Raw genomic sequence first — 19,613 nt, forward strand, 5'->3', positions numbered from 1 at the left:
TGCGGGCTCTGGCCCGAGCGGCTGTCCGGGTTCGGGACTGTGGCGGTGAGGGCCGCACCTTGCTCTGTCGCGGGCTTGAGGGGACTGTCAGGAATTTCGTGTGGAGGCGGCCATAGTGGATCCGAAGGAGGTTCCCGATGGCACGACGCAAAGCACCCCACATCCCTGACGCGATCCTGGATCAGCTCCTGGCCGGGGCCGATCCGAAGACGGCGTTCGAGTCCGACGGCTTACTGGACGCACTGAAGAAGGCCCTGGCCGAGCGTGCGCTCAACGCCGAGATGGACCACCATCTGGCGGGCGAGGAGGCCGGTAACACGCGCAACGGCTATGGCCGCAAGACAGTCACGACCGAGACCGGTCGGATCGAGCTTGCGATCCCTCGCGACCGACAGGCGACGTTCGACCCGCAACTGATCGCCCGGTATCAGCGCCGCTTTCCCGGCTTCGACGATAAGATCGTGTCGATGTACGCCCGCGGCATGAGCACCCGGGAGATCGTCGGGCACCTGCGCGAGCTCTACGGGATCGAGGTCTCGCCCGACCTGATCAGCGCGGTGACCGACGCGGTGCTGGAGGAGGTCGCCGCCTGGCAGGCCCGGCCGCTGGAGCCGGTCTACCCGATCGTGTTCTTCGACGCCCTGCGGATCAAGGTGCGCGACGAGGGTGTGGTCCGGAACAAGGCGGTCCATATCGCGCTGGGCGTGCGCGCCGACGGATCCAAGGAGATCCTCGGCCTGTGGCTGAAGCAGAACGAGGGCGCCAAGTTCTGGTTGCGGGTCATGAACGAGCTCAGGAACCGCGGCGTCGAGGACGTGCTCCTGGCCGTGGTCGATGGCCTGAAGGGCTTCCCCGACGCGATCCGGGCGGTGTTCCCCGAGGCGCTGGTCCAGACCTGTGGTGTGGACGGTCTCTCAACGGCATCAGGATGTGCCACGATGAGGTTGTTGAAACCCAGATGAAGGAGACCGTCCGTGGAAAAGCCTATCCGGATTGGGATCGACACGTCTAAGCACGTCTTCCAGCTTCACGGGGTAGACGCCGCCGAGAAGCCGGTGCTTCGCAGGCAGTTGCGGCGAGCGGACATGCTGATGTTCTTCGAGAGGCTGCCGCCGACCAGCGTCGCGCTCGAGGCCTGTGGGGCGTCCCACAACTTGGCACGGCTGCTGACCTCTTATGGCCATGAGGTCAAACTGATCGCGCCGCAATTGGTCAAACCTTATGTGAAGCGCGGAAAGATCGATGCTGCGGATGCGGAGGCCATTTGTGAGGCGATGAGCCGGCCAACGATGAGGTTCGTACCGATAAAGACGCCACAACAGCAGGCAGCGTTGATGCTGATCGGTGTACGCGAACGTCTGATCCAAATGCGAACGCAGGTGGCAAATTCCATCCGCGGCTACGCAGCCGAGTTCGGGCTCATAGCCGCGAAGGGCATCTGCAGGGTCGAACAACTTCTCGACCGGATCGCTCTGGATCGCTCCGTCCCTGCGCTTGCCCGGACGCTGTTCGCAACGCAGGGAAAAATCTATCGACAATTGGAAGAAGAGATCGCCGAGACCGAAGCGCAACTCGCCCAGTGGCACCGCGCGGACGAACGCGCGCGCCGTTTAGCTGGAATACCAGGTGTCGGCCCGATCGGCGCTTCGCTTCTCACCATGAAGTCGCCCGCTCCCGAGCTGTTCGCATCAGCGCGGCAGTTCGCAGCCTGGATAGGGCTCACACCAAAAGATCACTCGAAAGGCGGCAAAACGCGAACCGGGAAGATCACGCGAGCCGGCGACGAGGCCTTAAGAAGCGTGCTCGTCGCAGGCGCTACGGCGCTGTTACGGCATGTTCGCGCCGGACGTAGCAAGCATGCGAGCCCCTGGCTCCTGGATATGCTGAAGCGGAAGCCGCCCAAACTGGTTGCCGTGGCCGTCGCCAACAAAATTGCCCGCATCGCGTGGAAATTGATGGTCTCGGGAGAGCGGTACCACTCGCGCAGCACCAATCAACCCGTGACGGCATAATGTAATGAAATCCGCCCAAAGCTCATAGGACAGGTGCTGCTGGGCTGGAAGCGAACTTGCAAGACCACGGTAGATGGATTCGATCGATCCGGGCTCACGGCAAACCATACAATGCAATGGCACTTAAATGCCGCAGACTTGTTTGGACCCTGAGTAGCGGAAACCATCTTGGCCAGCGATCAATCGAGATCGCACCTCAAAGGCCGGACATATGAAGGCAAGCGATCAGCCCCGATCTGCCTGAATGTCTTGTAAGCGGGAGACCGTCCACATATGCATCGTCCACCTCCTGCGCCACAGCCTCGACTTCGTCTCCTACAAGGACCGCAAGCTCGTGGCGGCGGCGCTGAAGGAGATCTACCGTGCGCTCGATGCCGCCGCCGGCGAGACGGCCTTGGCTGCCTTCGAGGCGGGCGCGTGGGGCCGGAAGTACCCGGCCATCGCTCAGAGTTGGCGACGGGCCTGGGGCGAAGTCATCCCGTTCTACGCGTTCCCGGGCGAGGTCCGGCGAATCCTGTACGCCACGAACGCCATCGAGGCCCTGAACGCCACGCTGCGCCGGGCTGTGCGCGCCCGGGGCCACTTCCCAACCGACGAGGCCGCGCTGAAGCTGCTCTACCTGGTCTTGAACCGCTCCGAGAAGGCGTGGAAGATGGGCCCGCGTGAGTGGGTCATGGCCCAGGCGCAGTTCGCCGTCATCTTCGGCGAGCGCTTCACCCGGGCCATGGCGGCCTGATGTTCAACCCGCCGCCCACACACGGAATTTCCGATAGTCCCCACGCCGGCCGGCACACTTCGCCACACGACTTGCGGAAGAACCAGACTTCGATGCCCGTTGACACAGATCCAGCGTCTGACCGTCGCCAAGGGCTACGACGCCCACTGACTGCGTGCTGACTTACGCAAGATCGGCATCACGCCAGTCAGCGCGGCCGCAAGCGAAAGATCCGCCATAACAGGCCCCGCAAGCGGGAGCGCTGGCGCATCGAGCCACTTTCAACCGCCTCAAGGACTTCCGCCGCATTGTAACCCGCTACTACAAGCTCGCCAGAAACTGAGCCTCGGCCGTCGCTCTGACCGCCGTCATCGCTTTCTGGTGCTCATCGAGGGCACGCCCTAGCACCCCGTATGCCTCCCGCGGTATAGTGAGTGCCGACCTCTACGCCGCTGCTCAGTCATTTTGGCGCGACGGTCAGGCCGAAGAAGATGGAGCGCCGTCAAACGATATTTTTCCGAGAAGCAGAAAGAAGGCAATTGCCTGCGGAGGAATTTATCATGTTCATCGAAATCAAGTAAAGCTCCGCTGAGCTGAAAATCTTGCCCTCCTGTCAAAACGCACATCCGATCCCCACAAACTTCGTATCTACGAAATCATAACAAGGTGCGGCAAATGAGTAAAGACGCGAACACATCCATCTCCTTCCAAGCTGAAGAAGATAAAGATCAAGACGAAACCGCACTTCTCAAAAATCAGATCTCAAGATGCCGACTTGAATTAGCTTGGCTATCTAGCAAGCTGCAACAGACGAGGAACGACTCATCCATCATCCAGCAGAATTTCCAGGATCTATTGGTAAGCATTGCGAAATGCGTGGAGGACAAAGAAATCCGAAAATCGATCATTACTTCTGCAAATTTATTCGACGCCTCGTGGTATCTCGCATCGAATGGAGATGTAAGAGAAGCTTGTCTTGATCCACTAAACCACTTTGTCGAGTACGGTATTCTGGAAGGGCGGACGCCAAGCTCGGTGGTAAAATAATACATCTTTCAGAGACGTACGATACCGACTCAATGGAACGGAACGCCAAAGATATGAAAAACGACTTACGAGCGAAATCTTACGCATTGCAGGCCGAATACCGCCGTATGGCGGAAGCTGGATTCGATACCGAAACTTATATTAGAGAATTTCCAGATGTTTTCCTTACCGGGATGGCACCAATTGAGCACTATGTTGAGATAGGCAAACCGTTAGGACGACGACTGCCGATTAAGCCTTCGGCACTACGAGAAAAAAACTTGAATGATGAAGCGATCAAGGTAACGGTACTTTGCATCACCTATAATCAGGAAATGTATATAAGAGACACTTTGGAGGGATTTATACGCCAAAAAGTATCGTTTCCTGTCGAGTTCCTAATTGGAGACGACAGTTCGACGGACAACACGTCCGAAATAATCCGAGAGTATGCAAGAAAAGACTCGCGTATCGTCCCGATTATACGCGAAAAAAACCTCGGAGTTGCAGGAAACTTTCTTGACCTGATGTCAAAGACGCGAGGAGAATACGTTGCCTTGTGCGAGGGCGACGATTACTGGACGGACGAGAGCAAACTACAGCTGCAAGCCGACTTTTTGGACGCAAACCTAGATTACAGCATAGTCTTCCATCCGGTCAAGGTTATTTTCGAAGACTTTAGCCAGCAGCCGTTTGAATTTCCAAAAAGTCTACCAAGCGAACTCAAGTCGTGGGACCTGTTACTAGGAAACTTCATACAGACAAATAGCGTGATGTACAGATGGCGGTTCAGTAACGCGCTGCCCTCTTGGTTTGCTAGCGACGTCAAACCGCTCGACTGGTATCTACACCTAATTCATGCAGAAATTGGGAAAATTAAGCTCATCGACAAGGTTATGGCGGTATACCGGAAACACTCTGCTGGCATGTGGTCAAGTTCTCACGACCTTATAGCTCACCGCCGGAAGCACGGTAGCGGCGAGCTAAAGCTATACAAAGAGGCGCACAATTTATTCGGCGGCTTGCTGAACGACGTTATTTCGGTGACGTATCGATCGTTGTTCGAATTCATGGTGGAAGACGCCATCTTCAACGATAGATACCTCCAACTTGGAGAGATAATTGCAGACAATGAAACTTTAGCTCGAGCATCGCTTCCGTTACATCAAAATGATATTGACGCAATTCGGAGTAGCCCACTCGAAACCGAGACTGTTTTGAGGCAGTCAATCAAAGTTTCCGTAATAGTGACGACGTTCAACCACAGTGCTCACATCTCGCAATGTCTAAACAGCATTCTTGGACAACACGGCCCGTTCACGCTTGAGATCGTAGTTGGGGACGACAGCTCAACTGACGGAACGCGAGAAATAATTGAGTCATACCAGGATAAATTTTCTAATGTTATAAAACTCATCGAGGCTGGTCCGAACATCGGAATGTTAGCCAACATAAAACGTTGTATGGCCAAATGCACCGGAGATTATGTTGCTTTTTGTGAAGGTGACGATTATTGGCTTAGCTCGCGAAAGGTCGTAAAACATCTAATATTTATGTTGAAGCGTCCGGAGCTAGCCATGACATTCAACTGGCTGTTGCTCCGATTGGAAAATAAGGATTCCTATGTTCCTCACGAGGCACAAGGCTATTTGTCAAATGAAGTACGCTCTTATGAAATTGCTAAAGATCCGATTACCGCGAATTTTTCATGTTGTTTCTATAAGAAAGGCGCATTTGGTAGCATCCCGGAGAGCTATTTTGTTACACCTGACGCCGCGGATTGGCTATTTAACGTATACATTGGCCAGACGGGACGGATTGGCTTTATTCGCGAAATGCTTTCGGTTTATAGACTGCACGAGACAGGGCAGTGGACCGGGCTTCCAGCGGCTCTGCAAGATTCAATTTTTCAAAAAATGAGAGATTTCTGCCGTCAGACGATCGGTCCGGCCCGAGGTTTTGACCAGACAGAAATTAGTTTGGAAATTATAGAAGATCATAACCATTCGCTCTCAGAAAATTTCTATTTATCGATGGATGTAGATTTTGGTAAGAATCGTCTTCTCGATCGAGGTAAAATACCAATTCGAGGATGGACTGTGAGCAAGTCAGGCAAACATGTCGAAGTCGCCGTATTGTACAATGACTCTCTGACGAGATACAAGCTGCGCGAAAACCGCCTCGATGTATCTAGCGTTATTTCAAGCCGTGAACGTTCGTTCTGCAGTCCGCTCTGCGGCTTCGACATCGACCTGGACTTCACTGGACGTGATCAGCGATATCACATTTTCGTTAGTTACGATGACCGTTTGATGCCATGGATGAGCATCAATGCCAGGGTAGTAGAAGAAGCGTGATCACTCGATTATGAGTCTCGCGATTCTATTTATCAGTACGTGAAACCAGTAAAGAAGGGGCATCCAAAGTGAAATGTGTAATCATCGGCCATTCCCATATAGATGCTTTGATTCACGCATCGTGGCAAGCGGATTCTATAGTCGCCAGACAAAACAAAGTCGAGTTCAAATTTATTCGGCTGCCGATCAAAGAGCTAGCATCGGTGAAGATGTCTGGAGACAAGTGGACCGCAAGCGAGGTTGTGCGGGACTATCTGGTGGAGAACGCTGCTTTCGAAGACAGGCAAGCCATATTCATATCGGTACTCGGCGGCAATGAATACAACTTGCTCGGTCTTTTAGAGCAGCCTCTGCCGTTCGACTTCGATGATCGTTCAGTTATATCAGATTTTGTCCATATTCCTACAAATACGATCTATGAGACGCTAAATTCGTTGATGCTGCACCAGCTCGGTCTTCTTGATTATATTAAATCGAACGCGACCGGAGCAATAGCACATTTGCAGACGCCGCCTCCAATCGAGGCGTCTGATCTAATCCAGAGCCGACTCACTTTAGAAGGTTTTGCTGCAGAAATGAAAGTTTCGCCAGCGGCTTTTAGAATGAAACTCTGGAGGACCGGCGCAAAAGCGGCGCGAGATATCTGCTCTCGAACAGGAGTGGATTATTTAGATTTGGAGCTCCGGAATTCACTAACCGATTTCATGCTTCCCGAACATATTGGTAGTGACGCGACGCACGCGAATGCTGCGTACGGTGAGGCTTGCCTTCAGAAGATTTATGATATCGCACTTAATGGGTCGATAGAAAGCCGCGGATCGTACAATCCTTACAGGCATATTCCTTCATATCAGCGCTGGTCAAAAGGGGTTTCTAATATACCCAGCGATGAGATCGATCCCGTCGTCGCCGCACCATTCAGAATATCCAGAGACGACAAGATAGCAACGGTAGGCAGCTGTTTTGCTCAGCATATATCATCTCGGCTTCAGTCTGCGGGTTTCAATTATTTTGTCGCCGAGACGGCGCATTATATTATTCCAAAGGATGTTTCTATCTTAAATAATTACGGAGTGTTCTCTTGCAGATATGGAAATATATATACGTCGGGGCAGCTCCTTCAGCTTTTTCAGAGAGCTTACGGACAATTTACTTCGTCTGAGTCTTTCTGGAAACAGGGAGCGTCTATTGTGGATCCCTTCCGTCCTGCAATTCAGTACGGCGGCTTTAAGGATCTTGAGGATTTGAATGCAGACCTAGTACATCACTTTGCTTGCTTGAGAAATATGTTCGAAAATTCTAATGTGCTGGTATATACCATGGGTCTGACCGAGTGTTGGATGCGCAAGGACGATGGCGCAATACTTCCTGTTTGCCCCGGAGTGATAGCTGGCATTTTTGACAATAAGAAGTATGAATTCAAAAATGAGCGTTACGAAGATGTGGTCTCCAACCTACAGCATTTTATAGATCTATTGAAGCGCGTCAATCCAACAATAAAGGTTATATTAACCGTGTCTCCGGTGTCCCTGGCTGCCACAGCAGAAGAGCGCCACGTCATTACGTCGACCATTTTGTCGAAATCGGTTCTAAGGGCTGCTGCCGACAAGTTAACTGCAACCAATGACAGCGTGGCATATTTTCCGTCATATGAGATAATCACGGGCCCTCAGTCCCGCGGGAAGTATTTTGGCAACGATTTGCGCAATGTTTCATCGGAAGGTGTCGACCACGTGATGAGACTGTTCTTCAAACACTTCACGGAAACGGATGATGCGATTGCTCCTTTAGCTTCAGCTCCTCGCGAAGGAGATGAACCCAACATCGTCGCCAGCATAGCTGCGTCAGTGTGTGAAGAAGCGATGTTGGATGCTGGAAGCTAAGGCTTTTTACGTGGGGTCAGAACGTGATTTATCAATCAGAGATTGTGCTGGCTCAACTAACATACACTGATTGATGGAAACGTGGCAGCGACCTATCTCTTGATCTTCGGCAGCCTGTAGGGTGACCTGGCGTTCGAGGCGAACTGCCGGCAAACCATCGAACTCCGCTGTGCGGGTAGGATCTCCGCGATGCCGTGATCATGACGGGAGCAGCCCTGGAGTACCTCCCGCGCAAGTTATAGGAGAGAACATGAAGTACCTTGGATTGATTGGAATGGGCGGCTTTGGCCGAGAGGTTATGCCTATATTACAAGAACAGATTGAGGCCCAGTCCTCACATCACAAGCTATATTTCGTAGTGGAAGATGGTTATGAAGCCCCTTGCTCCTTAATGGGGGTGGAAGTTGTCAATCTAGGCTTTTTTCTCGGGCTTTCCGGTGAACGGTATTTCAATGTCGCTATTGGGGACCATTCAAACAGGCGTCGCATCGCGGAATTTTGTATAAACAAAGGTGCCATCCCCTATAGCTTAACCGACCGGACATTCCGTTCGGTCGGAAAAAATATTGTCGGTGTCGGCCTAATAGCTTGCCACATGTCTACGTTGACGAGTGACGCGATCGTCGGAGATTTTGTTCATCTGAACATCTATTCGTATGTAGCCCATGACTGTAAGATCGGAAATTTTGTAACATTTGCGCCGTCCGTTAAGTGTAATGGCAACGTAACAATAGAGGACGGCGCGTATTTAGGGACGGGGTCTGTCATCAAACAGGGCTCTGCGTCGAAACCTATCCGTATTGGAGCAAGATCTGTTATAGGTATGGGCGCTGTAGTAACGAAAGATGTCGAACCCGACACAGTCGTTGTTGGGAACCCAGCTCGTCCGTTGCTTAGGTCGGCATAATCTAAGGGGGTATATAATCTCGTCTCAGAAGACGCCGGTAGCAGCATGGGCATCACTGAAGGAACCTTATCAGCGAAAGCACTTGTCCAGGCTTAGTGTCGCCGACTAGGTCGGGCTTGTGACGCTCGGCCTAGGTCGCGGACTCATAAAGTTCGCAGCCAGACCCGGATGGCGGCGAGTTTGACGCTGGCAAGAAAGTTGTCGGGATCCTTGTCGTAGCGGGTGGCGACGGCGCGGAAGTGCTTGATCTTGCTGAAGAAGCGTTCGACCAGGTTGCGGTACTTGTACAGGAACGGGCTGAAGGCCAAGACCTGCTTGCGGTTGGGCATCGGCTTCACGTTCGCCCAAGCACCCTGCTCGGACATCCGGGCTCGCAGCGCATCGCTGTCGTAGGCCCGGTCACCCAGCAGGACCTGGCCTTCACCCAGCCCGCCCAGCATGTCGGTCGCCGAGCGCCCGTCATGCGCCTGACCGGGCGTGATCTTCAGCGCCACGGGAGGGCCCTCGGCATCCACCAGCGCGTGGATCTTGCTGGTCAGGCCGCCCCGTGAGCGACCCATGCCACCGGATCCGCCGTCTTTTTTTTGGCGCAGGCTGCATGCTGGTGCACCCGCACGCTGGTGGCGTCGATCATCTGCAGATCGCCCTCGTAAGCCTTCGACACTGCAGCCAGAAGTCGGTCCCAGATGCCGCGCTTGCGCCAGCGCCGGAAGCGGTTGCCGCAGGTCGTGTAGGGCCCGTAACGCGCCGGGATGTCGGCCCACGGCGCACCCGTGCGCAGCCGCCAGAAGATCCCGTTCAGCACCCGTCGGTCGTCCACCCGATCCTTGCCGCGTACGTTCGTCGGAAGCAGCGGCTCGATCACCGCCCACTCTGCATCCGTCAGGTCAAACCGCGCCATCCTCGGTCCTCCATTCGGAGAACCAACGACGCCCCGACCAAACCGTGCCACCCGTTATGGGTTCACACCCTAACATTACAGTTGCGTTTTTTGGCTTTTCCGTCGTCGGCGTGTTTTGCTGGGCTGACGGCGGTGACGCCCTTTGGCGTCTGACGCTCGGCGTTTGAGATGGGCGTTTCGGGCGGCCGCCTGATGCGCGCGTCGCCAGAGCGACCACGCGACCACGCGACGACGTGGGCGGGCTGGATGCGCCGCTGCGCCAGCCGTACGGCGAGGCGGCGGATTTCCTGGACCGACCAGCGGATCAGCGGGCGCGCAGCCTCGGGGGGCGTGATCTCGTCCTGGCTCGGCTTTTTGGGGGCGGCGTGTTGGCGTGATGGCGGATCACCGCCAGCAGCGCGAAGGCCATCATCACCAGGCTGACGTGCCGGTGCCAGCCGTGCCAGGAGCGGGTCTCGTTGTGAGCCAGCCCAAGCTCGGTCTTGGCGGTCTCGAACGCGTCCTCGATCGTCCAACGCTGGCCCTCGACCGCCACCAGGGTCGCGATCGGCGTGCCGGCCGGGCACCAGGTCGTGAAGTATGCCCGCTCGCCATCGCTCAGGCTGCGGCGGATCAGGAGCCCGCGCGTCCACACGCTGGTTTGGTCGTCGTCGGCGCCAGCGAGGTCGGCCAACTCGCAATAGGCCCAGTCGTACAGTCGTGCGCCCTTGGTCCCCTCTCCCGCCGACAGGCGCGCCCAGGCCGACGGAGCGAGGCTGTTGGCGATCACCTCGGCGGTGCCGGCCACAGGCGGCTTGCCGACCCAGGAATTGAACCTGTGATCGGTCTTGACCCCAAGCACGTAGCCCTTGCCCGCGCGGCGTAGCGCCATCTCGATGTCGCCGACCCCGTAGACGGTGTCGGCCGCCACCCAGGAGAACGGCACGCCGGCGGCGATCGCCCGCTCGATCATCGCCAGAGCCAATCCCGGCTTGGTCGAAAAGCTCGTTCCCTCCGGCACGTGCGCGGCGGCTAATCGGGCCGGATCCGAGGTCCAGGTCTTGGGCAGGTACAAGGCCCGATCGATGAACGCATGACCGTGCCGCGAGGCGTAGGCCGCGAACACGCCGATCTGACAGTTCGTGATCTTGCCGGCCGAGCCGGTGTACTGGCGATGCACGCCGCATGAGGCTTTACCCTGCTTGAGAAAGCCGGTCTCGTCGAGAACCAGAACCGCGTCCGGGTCAGCCAGGGTCTCCAGGGCATAGTCCCGCACCACGTCGCGCAGGGCATCCGCATCCCAGCGTCCGCGCCCGAGCACCGCTTGCTGACGCCAGGGCCCGGGATCGCCCGCGGCTTCCGCCCGCATCCAACCCGTCTTGCGCCGCTCCGCGCCGAGCAGCCCGTCCAGGAATGCCCCGGCCGAGGCCGCGACCCGCTCCTGCGTAAACAGCGGGCGCAAGCGTCCCTTCACCTCCCGCAGCGACGAGGCCCACAACTCCAGCGTCGCCTCGATCGAGGTCCCCGATGTCCATGATGCGCGAATCATGGTGACGCAGAGAGTCAGAACCTCGTCGAAAATGCAACTGTAATGCTAGGGATCGACGTCGCAATGATGCGCAACGCGATCGCAGTCGCCGATCGTAAGCGCGGAGGTGAGGTGCGCAATCTCGGCGAGATCGACGCCGCACCCGAGAGCATGCGCCAACTCGTCAGGCACTTGGTCCCCAAGCATGAACGCTTGCGATTTTGCTACAGTGCGGGGCCGAACGGCCGATCGCGCATCTCTACGGGTTCGCAGGCGTACTCCAATCAGCCCGGTTCAAAGCCTGCCAATCAGGTCGGTTTTAGGGGGAGTATGCCGACCTACTCGCGGCGGATCCAGCCGAGCTTGAAAACGCGCGGCTTTCGAACCGGTCGCTTAGCTGATACCCCAGCGCGATGGTGCTGGTGGTCGTGCTGCAGGCCATCCCGAGCGCCTAGGTACAATGCGGTGATGTCTTCGATGGATAGCTCGAACCCTGTATCCCCTGCCGGCACGGCGATCGTGTGCCCGCAGCTCATCCCGAGTGAGCAGGGGATGCTGGGCATAATCGAAGTCTCGAAACACCTCGGATTCACGCCGCGCCGAATTTACTTCCTGACCGACCTTCCTGACGCGGCGAAGCGCGGAGCACACGCTCATAAGGAGCTACAGCAGTGCATCATCTGTTTGCGCGGCAGCGTGACCCTTCGCGTGAATGACGGAGTGCACGAGGTGGTACACCGACTGACCAGCTATGAGCAGGCCATCCTGTTGCCATCAGGCTGCTGGCGAGATCTGACGGATTTCAATTCAGATAGCTTGGTCGTCGTGCTTGCCAGCCAGGAATATGACGAAGACGACTACATTCGCGATTTCGACGACTTTCTGACTTGGAAGGCTCGGATCGTCTCACGGGTAGACGTCCCGTACAACGACCTGAAACGATATGTGCTCGATGAGGAGGACCATACTCTCGATGCCGTCGAGAGAGTGATTGGCTCAGGCTGGTATATCGGTGGCCCAGAAGTCGACCGGTTTGAGAACGCATTCGCCGCCTACTGCGGCGCAGCTGAAGCTGTCGGGGTGGGCAACGGCCTCGATGCGCTGACTTTGATACTGCGTGCCTTTGAGATCGGTCCGGGCGACGAGGTCATCATCCCTGCGCACACCTTCATCGCGACAGCGCTCGCCGTCAGTCACGTCGGGGCGACACCCGTGCTGGTTGATGTGGAGACGAGAACGGGTCTCATCGATTCCCTCTTGGTCGAGGCGCATGTCACCTCCAGGACGAAAGCCATCATCGCGGTCCATCTGTATGGGCATCCGTGCGAGATGGATGCGCTCCGGATGATCGCCACGCGTCACAATCTCCGCCTAATCGAAGATGCCGCGCAAGCGCACGGCGCCCGCTATCAGAACCGCAGATGTGGAAACCTCGGTGACGCCGCAGCATTCAGCTTCTATCCGACGAAGAACCTGGGTGCACTGGGTGACGCGGGCGCTGTTGTCTCCGATGACCCGGCGTTCTGCCGCCGAATTCGCAGCTTGGGCAACTACGGGCGCGAGGGTGGCATGCACCAAGAAGTCGGCGCCAACACGCGCTTGGATCCGCTTCAAGCGGCCATTCTACATGACCGACTGCCCAGGCTCGACGCTTGGAATCAGAGCCGCAAGGCCCTCGCCGCGATTTATTTCGAAGTATTGGGCTCTCACCCGCAGCTCACTCTGTTGAAGCCGCATGATTGGGTCGAACCGGCCTGGCACGTCTTTCCAGTGCAGCTGCATAAGATCGGTCGCCTGGAATTTCGAAACGCTCTGAAAGATCTCGGCGTCGGCACTAACGTGCACTACGAACTTCCCGTTCATCTCCAACCGGCCTACCGCGGGTTGTGGCACCCTGGCGCATTCCCCATCGCCGAACAGATTTGCCAAGCGACGGTGAGCCTGCCTCTAGACGCGAAGCACTCACCCTCGGAGATCAAGCGCTGTGCCGTCGCCGTCGCGACGGCGCTCGAAGAATTGGCGGCTGACTGAGAACGGCGCTGCCGGGAGGAAACAACATGGCTGCCATTAATGCAACGCGCCGGCCGCTGCTGATCGTCGGTGCTGGCGAGTTTGGCCAAATCGCCTATGAGTATTTCACATACGACAGCGACTACATGCCAGTTGGATTCGCGGCTGAGAGTGGAGAAAATCTGGGCGAGACGCTCTACGGGCTGCCCGTATGCACACTCGATGAAGCGGAGCGACGCTTTCCCCCCGGCACAGTCGAGGTTCACGTCGCCGTAACGTATACACAGCTTAACACGGTGAGGATGAGACTTATTGCGGAAATGCGGTCGCGCGGGTATGAACTTGCAAATTATATCAGTTCTCGCGCCTTTGTCTGGCACAATGTCGAACTTGGTAAAAACGTATTTATCTTCGAGAACAATGTCGTTCAGCACTTCTGCACGATCGGCGATGGCGTGGTACTCTGGAGCGGCAACCATATCGGCCACAGAACCAAAATCGGAAGCGGCGCATACATAAGCTCTCACGTAGTGATTTCAGGCTATTGCAACATCGGGGGGCGCTGCTTTATTGGCGTGAATGCGGCATTCGCAGACCATGTAACGTTGGCAGAAGATTGCTTCGTTGCAATGGGAGCAAATGTGATGAATAGCATCGAAACTGCGGATCGTATCGTAAAAGGCTCGCCAGCGCGGCCTACGGAGCGGTTGTCTGCGAAGCGGTACATGAAGGTGCGTTCGAGCTAATGGACCAACTGATGGCGACAAGACGTTGGCGCAAGCACGGCCGGATCGAGATTTGGCCACGCATGAAGATGCCGTGGGCTCGAGAGGACGCGGGCGTGCTGACACCGCAACCGCTGGTCCGGGCGGATGGAAGCGTTCGGATCTATGGAGGCTTTCGCGATAGCAACGGCGTGAGTCGCATTGGATACCTCGACGTCGACGAGCGCGACCCCACTCGCGTGGTTGGCATTTGTCGGGAACCTGCGCTCGATATCGGCTCTCCAGGCATGTTCGACGACAATGGCGTTATTCTCGGAGACATAGTAAAATTTGGTTCTGATTACTGGATGTATTATGTGGGTTTTCAAATGGTATCGCGAGTGAAGTTTCTCGCTTTCAGCGGCCTAGCGATCTCGATTGATGGCGGAGACACCTTCACACGTCGCCAATCAACGCCAATAATGGATCGAAGCGACGCCGCTCCATACATCCGGGCAATCCATTCAGTTGTTCGAATAGCCGACGGGTTTAGGATCTGGTATTCGGCCGGCGATGGGTGGGAACAAATTTTTGGAAAGACATATCCACGTTACCATATTAGGACAACCATCAGTCCCGACGGTGTTACGATCAGCCGCAACGACGGCCCTATCTGCTTATTACCTGAAGAGGATGAATATCGGATCGGTCGGCCCCGCGTAACGCGCACTCCAGACGGATCGTACGAGATGCGGTTTACCTCCGACACTTTCGACAAGGTTTACGCCTCAGGTTACGCGCGCTCGCCGGACGGCTTGTCTTGGAACCGCTGCGATGAAGGATTGGGCCTGCAGGTCGGACCAGAACAATGGGATAGCCATACCGTCTGCTATCCTGTTGTTTTTGAAGCTCACAAAAGGGTTTTTTGTGTCTACGCCGGAAATGGAATGGGCGCGGAAGGTATCGGCATCGCCAGTTTGGATTTGAGCGAGTGATGGACAACGATATTGATATTATTACATATGAACCGCGCTTCGCAGAAGCTTGGAACAAACACGTGAGATCCAGTCGAAATGGGACTTTTCTCTTCGAACGGGGTTTTATGGATTACCACGCCGATAGGTTTGAAGACAATTCCATCATCGCTGTGTCGAAATCTTCAGGTGAAATTTTGGGGCTTTTACCCGCCAACCGGGAACATCAGAATGGCGAACTTCACTTGGTGAGCCATGGCGGCCTTACCTATGGCGGCTGGGTGGTCGGGGACCGAATGACCGCGAGCACAATGCTCAAGATCTTTACTGCTTCGCGGCAACACCTGCAAGCTAGGAGCTTTACGAAACTGGTCTATAAAGCAATTCCAAACATCTTCCACTGGCGACGGGCCGACGAGGAGCAGTACGCGTTGTTCATCAACGACGCGCGCCTTTCACGAGTGGAGGCGGGATCGTTTATCGACTTGCGATCGCCGCTGCCCTGGAACAAAGGCAAAAAACACAGCCTCAGTAAATCTCGCCGCGCCAATCTCATTGTCGAACAGAGCGACGATTATGACACTTTGATCGCTTTAACGACGAACGTTCTAGAAAAACATGGAGCGCGCGCAGCTCATACGGCGTCAGAGCTAAGGCTTCTAGCGGGCCGTTTTCCCAACAACATCAGACTATTCTTGGCGCATATACCCATTGAAGGCGAAACGAAGGTATGTGCTGCGGTCTTGATCTTTGATGCGGGAGCAGCGCTTCATTGCCAGTACATCGCCAGCAACGAGGCTGGTCGGGCTAATGGAGGGGTCGAAGCCATCATGAGTCATATTCTCAGCGCGTGCTGCGACGGTAAATACGCCCTCAGCTTCGGAATTTCTACCGAGCAGGCCGGCCGTTACCTCAATCGGGGGCTTCAAGCGCAGAAGGAGGGCTTTGGCGCGCGTCTGGTGCCCCATTTGCACTACGAGATGCGTGTTTGAGGCGGCACCATGATCTGGCTTCGCAGAGCTGTCCGGCGCCTTCGGCGGAGGACCGCGTCAGCACTGATTGATCCTGATTGGTATAGAGCGAAATATTCGTTGCCACCTGAGGTGGATCTCGTAGATCATTTCCTGGTCGCTTGGCCTACGTTGCGTTGGCCACCGAACCAAACTCTTGAGAAACTTGCATATCGGACAGCTTCGTTCTTGTTGTTAGTGGAGGCTTTGTACCGCAAGCCTCGACAGATTTGGGTAGATATTCATCGCGCGAATATGTTCATGTACGCGCGCAATGCTCAACTTTGGCGTCTGAGGCTTGCCGCAGCGATCGCGACGCGGGCACTCCGGCGGGGGGGCTGTCGGGCCTATATCGGCGTGCTGCCTCTGGCAGCTGTAGAGACGACTGAAGAAGCTTCAATACAGATTACACGCATTGAGCCGTCGTCGCCCTTTTCGTTTCTTGATCCCGAGGTGGCGACGACACTGAAAATCCCTCGACGGCAGAGACGGGTAGAACGTCCGGCGTCTTGGCTCGCGACAGTCTCGAACGCGACCATTGTTGGGTCCTTTAGAGTGATCGCGGATCGAGCTTATGTCCACTTTGAGCCGGCTGCGGACCCTCGGTTCGCCCTCGTCACTGGTCAAAGCACCGTTGTCGAGGATGTGCGCGGATCTCCCAGACGCGTCGTCATCTTCGCTCCGTTTGAGGACGAGTCTCACCTCGAAAAGGGAGTTTTGATCGCTGGACGCGCGCTCAACAATTATGCTCATTTTCTCTTGGAGTACGTCACAAAAGGATGGATATTGGATCAATTTCAGGATTTAATGTCAGTCCCCCTTATAGTCAGCGACAGCCTGTTCGCATCAGAGGAGAAATTGTTAGATATTTTGTTCCCCGACGCCCCCATCCATCGCCTTCCTGAAAGACACCTTTTACGAGTTGATACGTTATATATACCTAATTACATGACCTTTTTACCCGACGATGCGGCTGTGCCATCTTGGTGCGCAGGATCGGTGTCTCACGACCGGCTCGCCTGGGTACGGGATCGAGTACTGAAGTATTTCGAATTTCCGAAAGTCGACTATTTAGGCCCCAGCCGCGTCTATATTACGCGACGCGCGGGACGCGGCGTCCTCAATGTGCACGAGATAGAAGCCGCGTTCGAAGCTTCGGGTTTTTTGATTATAGATCCTGCGGCTTTAACGCTAGAAGAGCAGGTGGAGATATTCAATGGCGCATCTCTAATCGCTGGACCGGTTGGGGCGGCCTTTGCGAATCTACTTTTCTGCAAGGCTGGGGCGCGGGTTCTTGCCTTGGCATCACCCTATATGACGCGATTCCCGTTGTTCGCGAACGTAGCTGCATTTGCCGGGGCACGATACGTCGTTCACCCCGGTCGGGCGCTGGGCTTCGCAACCGGAGACGAAGATCGTCCGAAAACATTTGATGCCGTTACCGGCAGTTTCCACGTCGATGTCGACGAGCTGCAGGCGACGATTAAATGGCTAATCAACCCAGATGATTAGTAAATCGCACTGCGCACATAGGTCTTCACAGAGAACCGGCCTTGCGTTGTAGGCCATCGACGCGCCAGCCGCCGCTTTTGGTATTACTCGAATGGCTACGAACATAAGATGGCTTGAGGTAATTACCCACCCCCTTGCGCGGGTTGGGTTTCGCTGATTCCCTCCTGGGATGAGCCGAAGCGATCTTGAGCGGCTGAGCCGTGAGGAGCTGATCGAGCTGGTGCTGCGATTGCAGCGCCCGGACAAGACCTCGCGCACGTCCTCGAAGCCGCCGGCGACAGACTGCAAGGAGCGGCGCGACCCGGCAAAGCCCGGCGGCGCCAAGCCCGGTCACGAGGGTCACAGCCGGGCGATCAGCGACGATCCGGACGTGGTGGTCGAGCATCGTCCCGACCATTGCGCGTGCTGCGGCGGCGCCCTGGACGGAGATCTTCCCGCCGAGGTCGTGAGCGTCTCAGAACAGATCGAACTGCCGGAGGTCGCGCCGGTGGTGACGCAGCATTGGCGTCTGGCTGTGCGCTGTCCGACCTGCGGGACGCGGGTAGCCGCACCGATGCCTGATGCAGCACGCGGCACGCGGCACGCCCTTCGGGCCACGGCTGCACGCTGTGGCGACAGACCTCAAGACCTTCCAGGCGCTGTCTTACGAGCGGTTGCAGGGGGCGCTGTTCGACCTGTTCGGGCTGACGCTCAGTCAGGGCGGGCTGATGAACCTGCTCCGCCGAGCGCAGGGCCGCTTCCGTCCCGGTCGCGAGGAGGCCATCTCGACGCTGCGCCGGGCCACCGTCGTCGCCTCGGACGAGACCGGCGTGCGCATCGAGGGCAGCAACGCTTATCATTGGGTCTTCCATTCTGCCGAGGCGGTCGTCCGTCAGGTTTCGCCGACGCGCGGTGCGGTCGTGGTGCGGGAGATGATGGACGGGCATCGGCCGGCGGTTTGGATCTCGGACCGCTACACCGCCCAGCAGGGACACGCGGCCGCGCACCAAACCTGCCTTGCCCATCTCGCCCGCGACGTCGCCTACGTCGCCGAGACCAGCGATGATCCCGTACCCTGGCGTCTGCAGCTCTGGCTGGCCTGCGTGTTCGCCCTGGCCGGGCACGTCACCGATCTGGCCGCCTCGACGCGAGCCAGCAAGCGCCGGAGCCTGGATCGCCAACTCGGCGTCATCCTGGCCACGCCGAGCGGCTGCGACCTGACCCGCGACCTGCAGGCCAAGATCGGTCGGGCTCGCCATCAGCTCCTGGTGTTCCTCGCCCACCCCGGCGCGGTCGAGCCGACCAACAACGGTTCAGAGAGGCTGCTGCGTCCGTCCGTAGTCCAGCGGAAGGTCACCAACGGCTACCGCGCGATGTGGGCCGCCGAGGGCGAGGCCACCATCCGCACCGTCGTCGATACCGCCCGCCTCGCAGGCCGCAGCCCCTTCAGCACCATCCTCACGACCGTCGGCGCCTGAACCCCGCACTCACGAGGGTGGGTAATTACCCTCCTCCGGACGGCTGCAGCACGGACCGCCGCCGGCCTGACCGTTGCCATCGAGGACGCGTTCGCCGCCGTCCGACCGGATGAGTGCCGAAACTACCTCACTGCAGCTGGATACGATGCCTATGAGCCAACCTGAAAGGACACGGCTCTAACCGGCGAACCGACCGCGGCAGCTCGACCATATCCTCAAGCATAGACACAAAACGATCCGAACCAGGGACCGTCAGACTCCGCCATCACCAGCACATCGAAAAGAGCGGCTCCAAACACCGCTTACTGTCAAACAGCGTTGAACATTGGTTTCTACGCACTTTCGGTGCTGCGGGATGCTTCGGGCGTTGGTTCACGTGGTGGCCCGAGGGCAGCGCGATGCCGATCTCGAACCCGTCGTTGCCGTCGGTCCCGGACGGCCCGCACGTCGATGGTCTGACGCTGGACACGTCCGGGTTGCTGATCACCGCCCGAACCACGGCGGCCCAAGCCTGCTGTCGGGGCTGCGGGCGGGCGTCAGTGCGGGTGCACAGCAGGTATTGGCGGACGTTCGACGACCTGCCCTGGCAGGACCGGTCGGTGACGTGGCGGGTGCAGGTTCGCCGCTTCCGCTGCGGC

Annotated in this window: 13 protein-coding genes and 6 pseudogenes; 17 read left to right on the plus strand and 2 right to left on the minus strand. The window is 56.9% G+C overall.

Annotation, left to right across the window (positions count from 1 at the left end; genetic code table 11):
- Window positions 1-137: 137 nt before the first annotated feature.
- From AC0IY0_RS28240 to AC0IY0_RS28275, 8 genes and pseudogenes are all read left to right on the plus strand, one after another.
- Window positions 138-899 (plus strand): annotated as a pseudogene (locus AC0IY0_RS28240) (IS256 family transposase); the annotation flags it as partial.
- Between the two features lie 75 nt (window positions 900-974).
- Window positions 975-2,012 carry an IS110 family RNA-guided transposase gene (locus AC0IY0_RS28245; RefSeq protein ID WP_471766371.1) on the plus strand — a complete coding sequence of 346 codons (1,038 nt, stop codon included), beginning with the start codon at window positions 975-977 and terminating at the stop codon, window positions 2,010-2,012.
- 265 nt (window positions 2,013-2,277) lie between these two features.
- Window positions 2,278-2,748, plus strand: a pseudogene (locus tag AC0IY0_RS28250) (transposase); the annotation flags it as partial.
- Between the two features lie 105 nt (window positions 2,749-2,853).
- A pseudogene (locus AC0IY0_RS28255) lies at window positions 2,854-3,070 on the plus strand (IS5/IS1182 family transposase); the annotation flags it as partial.
- Between the two features lie 332 nt (window positions 3,071-3,402).
- Window positions 3,403-3,774 carry a hypothetical protein gene (locus AC0IY0_RS28260; RefSeq protein WP_471766372.1) on the plus strand — a complete coding sequence of 124 codons (372 nt, stop codon included), beginning with the start codon at window positions 3,403-3,405 and terminating at the stop codon, window positions 3,772-3,774.
- Between the two features lie 32 nt (window positions 3,775-3,806).
- Complete coding sequence (locus AC0IY0_RS28265; RefSeq protein ID WP_471766373.1) at window positions 3,807-6,110, plus strand: glycosyltransferase family 2 protein; 2,304 nt, start codon at window positions 3,807-3,809, stop codon at window positions 6,108-6,110.
- 68 nt (window positions 6,111-6,178) lie between these two features.
- Complete coding sequence (locus AC0IY0_RS28270) at window positions 6,179-7,993, plus strand: GSCFA domain-containing protein (RefSeq protein WP_471766375.1); 1,815 nt, start codon at window positions 6,179-6,181, stop codon at window positions 7,991-7,993.
- A gap of 250 nt (window positions 7,994-8,243) precedes the next feature.
- Complete coding sequence (locus AC0IY0_RS28275; RefSeq protein WP_471766377.1) at window positions 8,244-8,900, plus strand: acetyltransferase; 657 nt, start codon at window positions 8,244-8,246, stop codon at window positions 8,898-8,900.
- Between the two features lie 143 nt (window positions 8,901-9,043).
- On the opposite strand, the gene AC0IY0_RS28280 is transcribed toward AC0IY0_RS28275, so the two are convergent.
- Together AC0IY0_RS28280 and AC0IY0_RS28285 are read right to left on the minus strand one after the other, a co-directional pair.
- A protein-coding gene (locus AC0IY0_RS28280; RefSeq protein WP_471766379.1) for an IS5 family transposase occupies window positions 9,044-9,801 on the minus strand; the annotation gives its coding sequence in 2 pieces (ribosomal slippage) (window positions 9,044-9,489 and window positions 9,489-9,801; 759 coding nt in all).
- 304 nt (window positions 9,802-10,105) lie between these two features.
- Complete coding sequence (locus AC0IY0_RS28285; RefSeq protein WP_471766381.1) at window positions 10,106-11,329, minus strand: IS701 family transposase; 1,224 nt, start codon at window positions 11,327-11,329, stop codon at window positions 10,106-10,108.
- Window positions 11,330-11,371: 42 nt separating this feature from the next.
- Between AC0IY0_RS28285 and AC0IY0_RS28290 the strand changes: the two are divergent.
- From AC0IY0_RS28290 to AC0IY0_RS28330, 9 genes and pseudogenes are all read left to right on the plus strand, one after another.
- Window positions 11,372-11,554: pseudogene (locus AC0IY0_RS28290) on the plus strand (IS110 family transposase); the annotation flags it as partial.
- A gap of 231 nt (window positions 11,555-11,785) precedes the next feature.
- A complete protein-coding gene (locus AC0IY0_RS28295; protein WP_471766386.1) occupies window positions 11,786-13,339 on the plus strand; it encodes a DegT/DnrJ/EryC1/StrS family aminotransferase in 1,554 nt (517 codons plus the stop codon).
- A 26-nt stretch (window positions 13,340-13,365) separates the two neighbouring features.
- Window positions 13,366-14,064 (plus strand): acetyltransferase, encoded by a 699-nt coding sequence (locus AC0IY0_RS28300; RefSeq protein WP_471766382.1) that lies wholly within the window; start codon window positions 13,366-13,368, stop codon window positions 14,062-14,064.
- A 62-nt stretch (window positions 14,065-14,126) separates the two neighbouring features.
- A complete protein-coding gene (locus AC0IY0_RS28305; protein ID WP_471766383.1) occupies window positions 14,127-15,017 on the plus strand; it encodes a glucosyl hydrolase in 891 nt (296 codons plus the stop codon).
- Complete coding sequence (locus AC0IY0_RS28310; RefSeq protein ID WP_471766385.1) at window positions 15,017-15,988, plus strand: hypothetical protein; 972 nt, start codon at window positions 15,017-15,019, stop codon at window positions 15,986-15,988. The genes AC0IY0_RS28305 and AC0IY0_RS28310 overlap by 1 nt, the downstream gene beginning before the upstream one ends.
- 216 nt (window positions 15,989-16,204) lie before the next feature.
- The gene (locus AC0IY0_RS28315) at window positions 16,205-17,518 is read left to right on the plus strand and encodes a glycosyltransferase family 61 protein (RefSeq protein ID WP_471766388.1); all 1,314 of its coding nucleotides are present in this window, start codon (window positions 16,205-16,207) and stop codon (window positions 17,516-17,518) included.
- Window positions 17,519-17,687: 169 nt separating this feature from the next.
- A pseudogene (gene tnpC / locus AC0IY0_RS28320) lies at window positions 17,688-18,975 on the plus strand (IS66 family transposase).
- Window positions 18,976-19,005: 30 nt separating this feature from the next.
- Window positions 19,006-19,140: pseudogene (locus tag AC0IY0_RS28325) on the plus strand (IS630 family transposase); the annotation flags it as partial.
- 254 nt (window positions 19,141-19,394) lie between these two features.
- The coding region (locus AC0IY0_RS28330) for a transposase family protein (RefSeq protein WP_471766390.1) at window positions 19,395-19,613 on the plus strand (219 nt) is incomplete at its 3' end.

It is taken from the genome of Methylobacterium sp. AC315 (assembly GCF_979253755.1).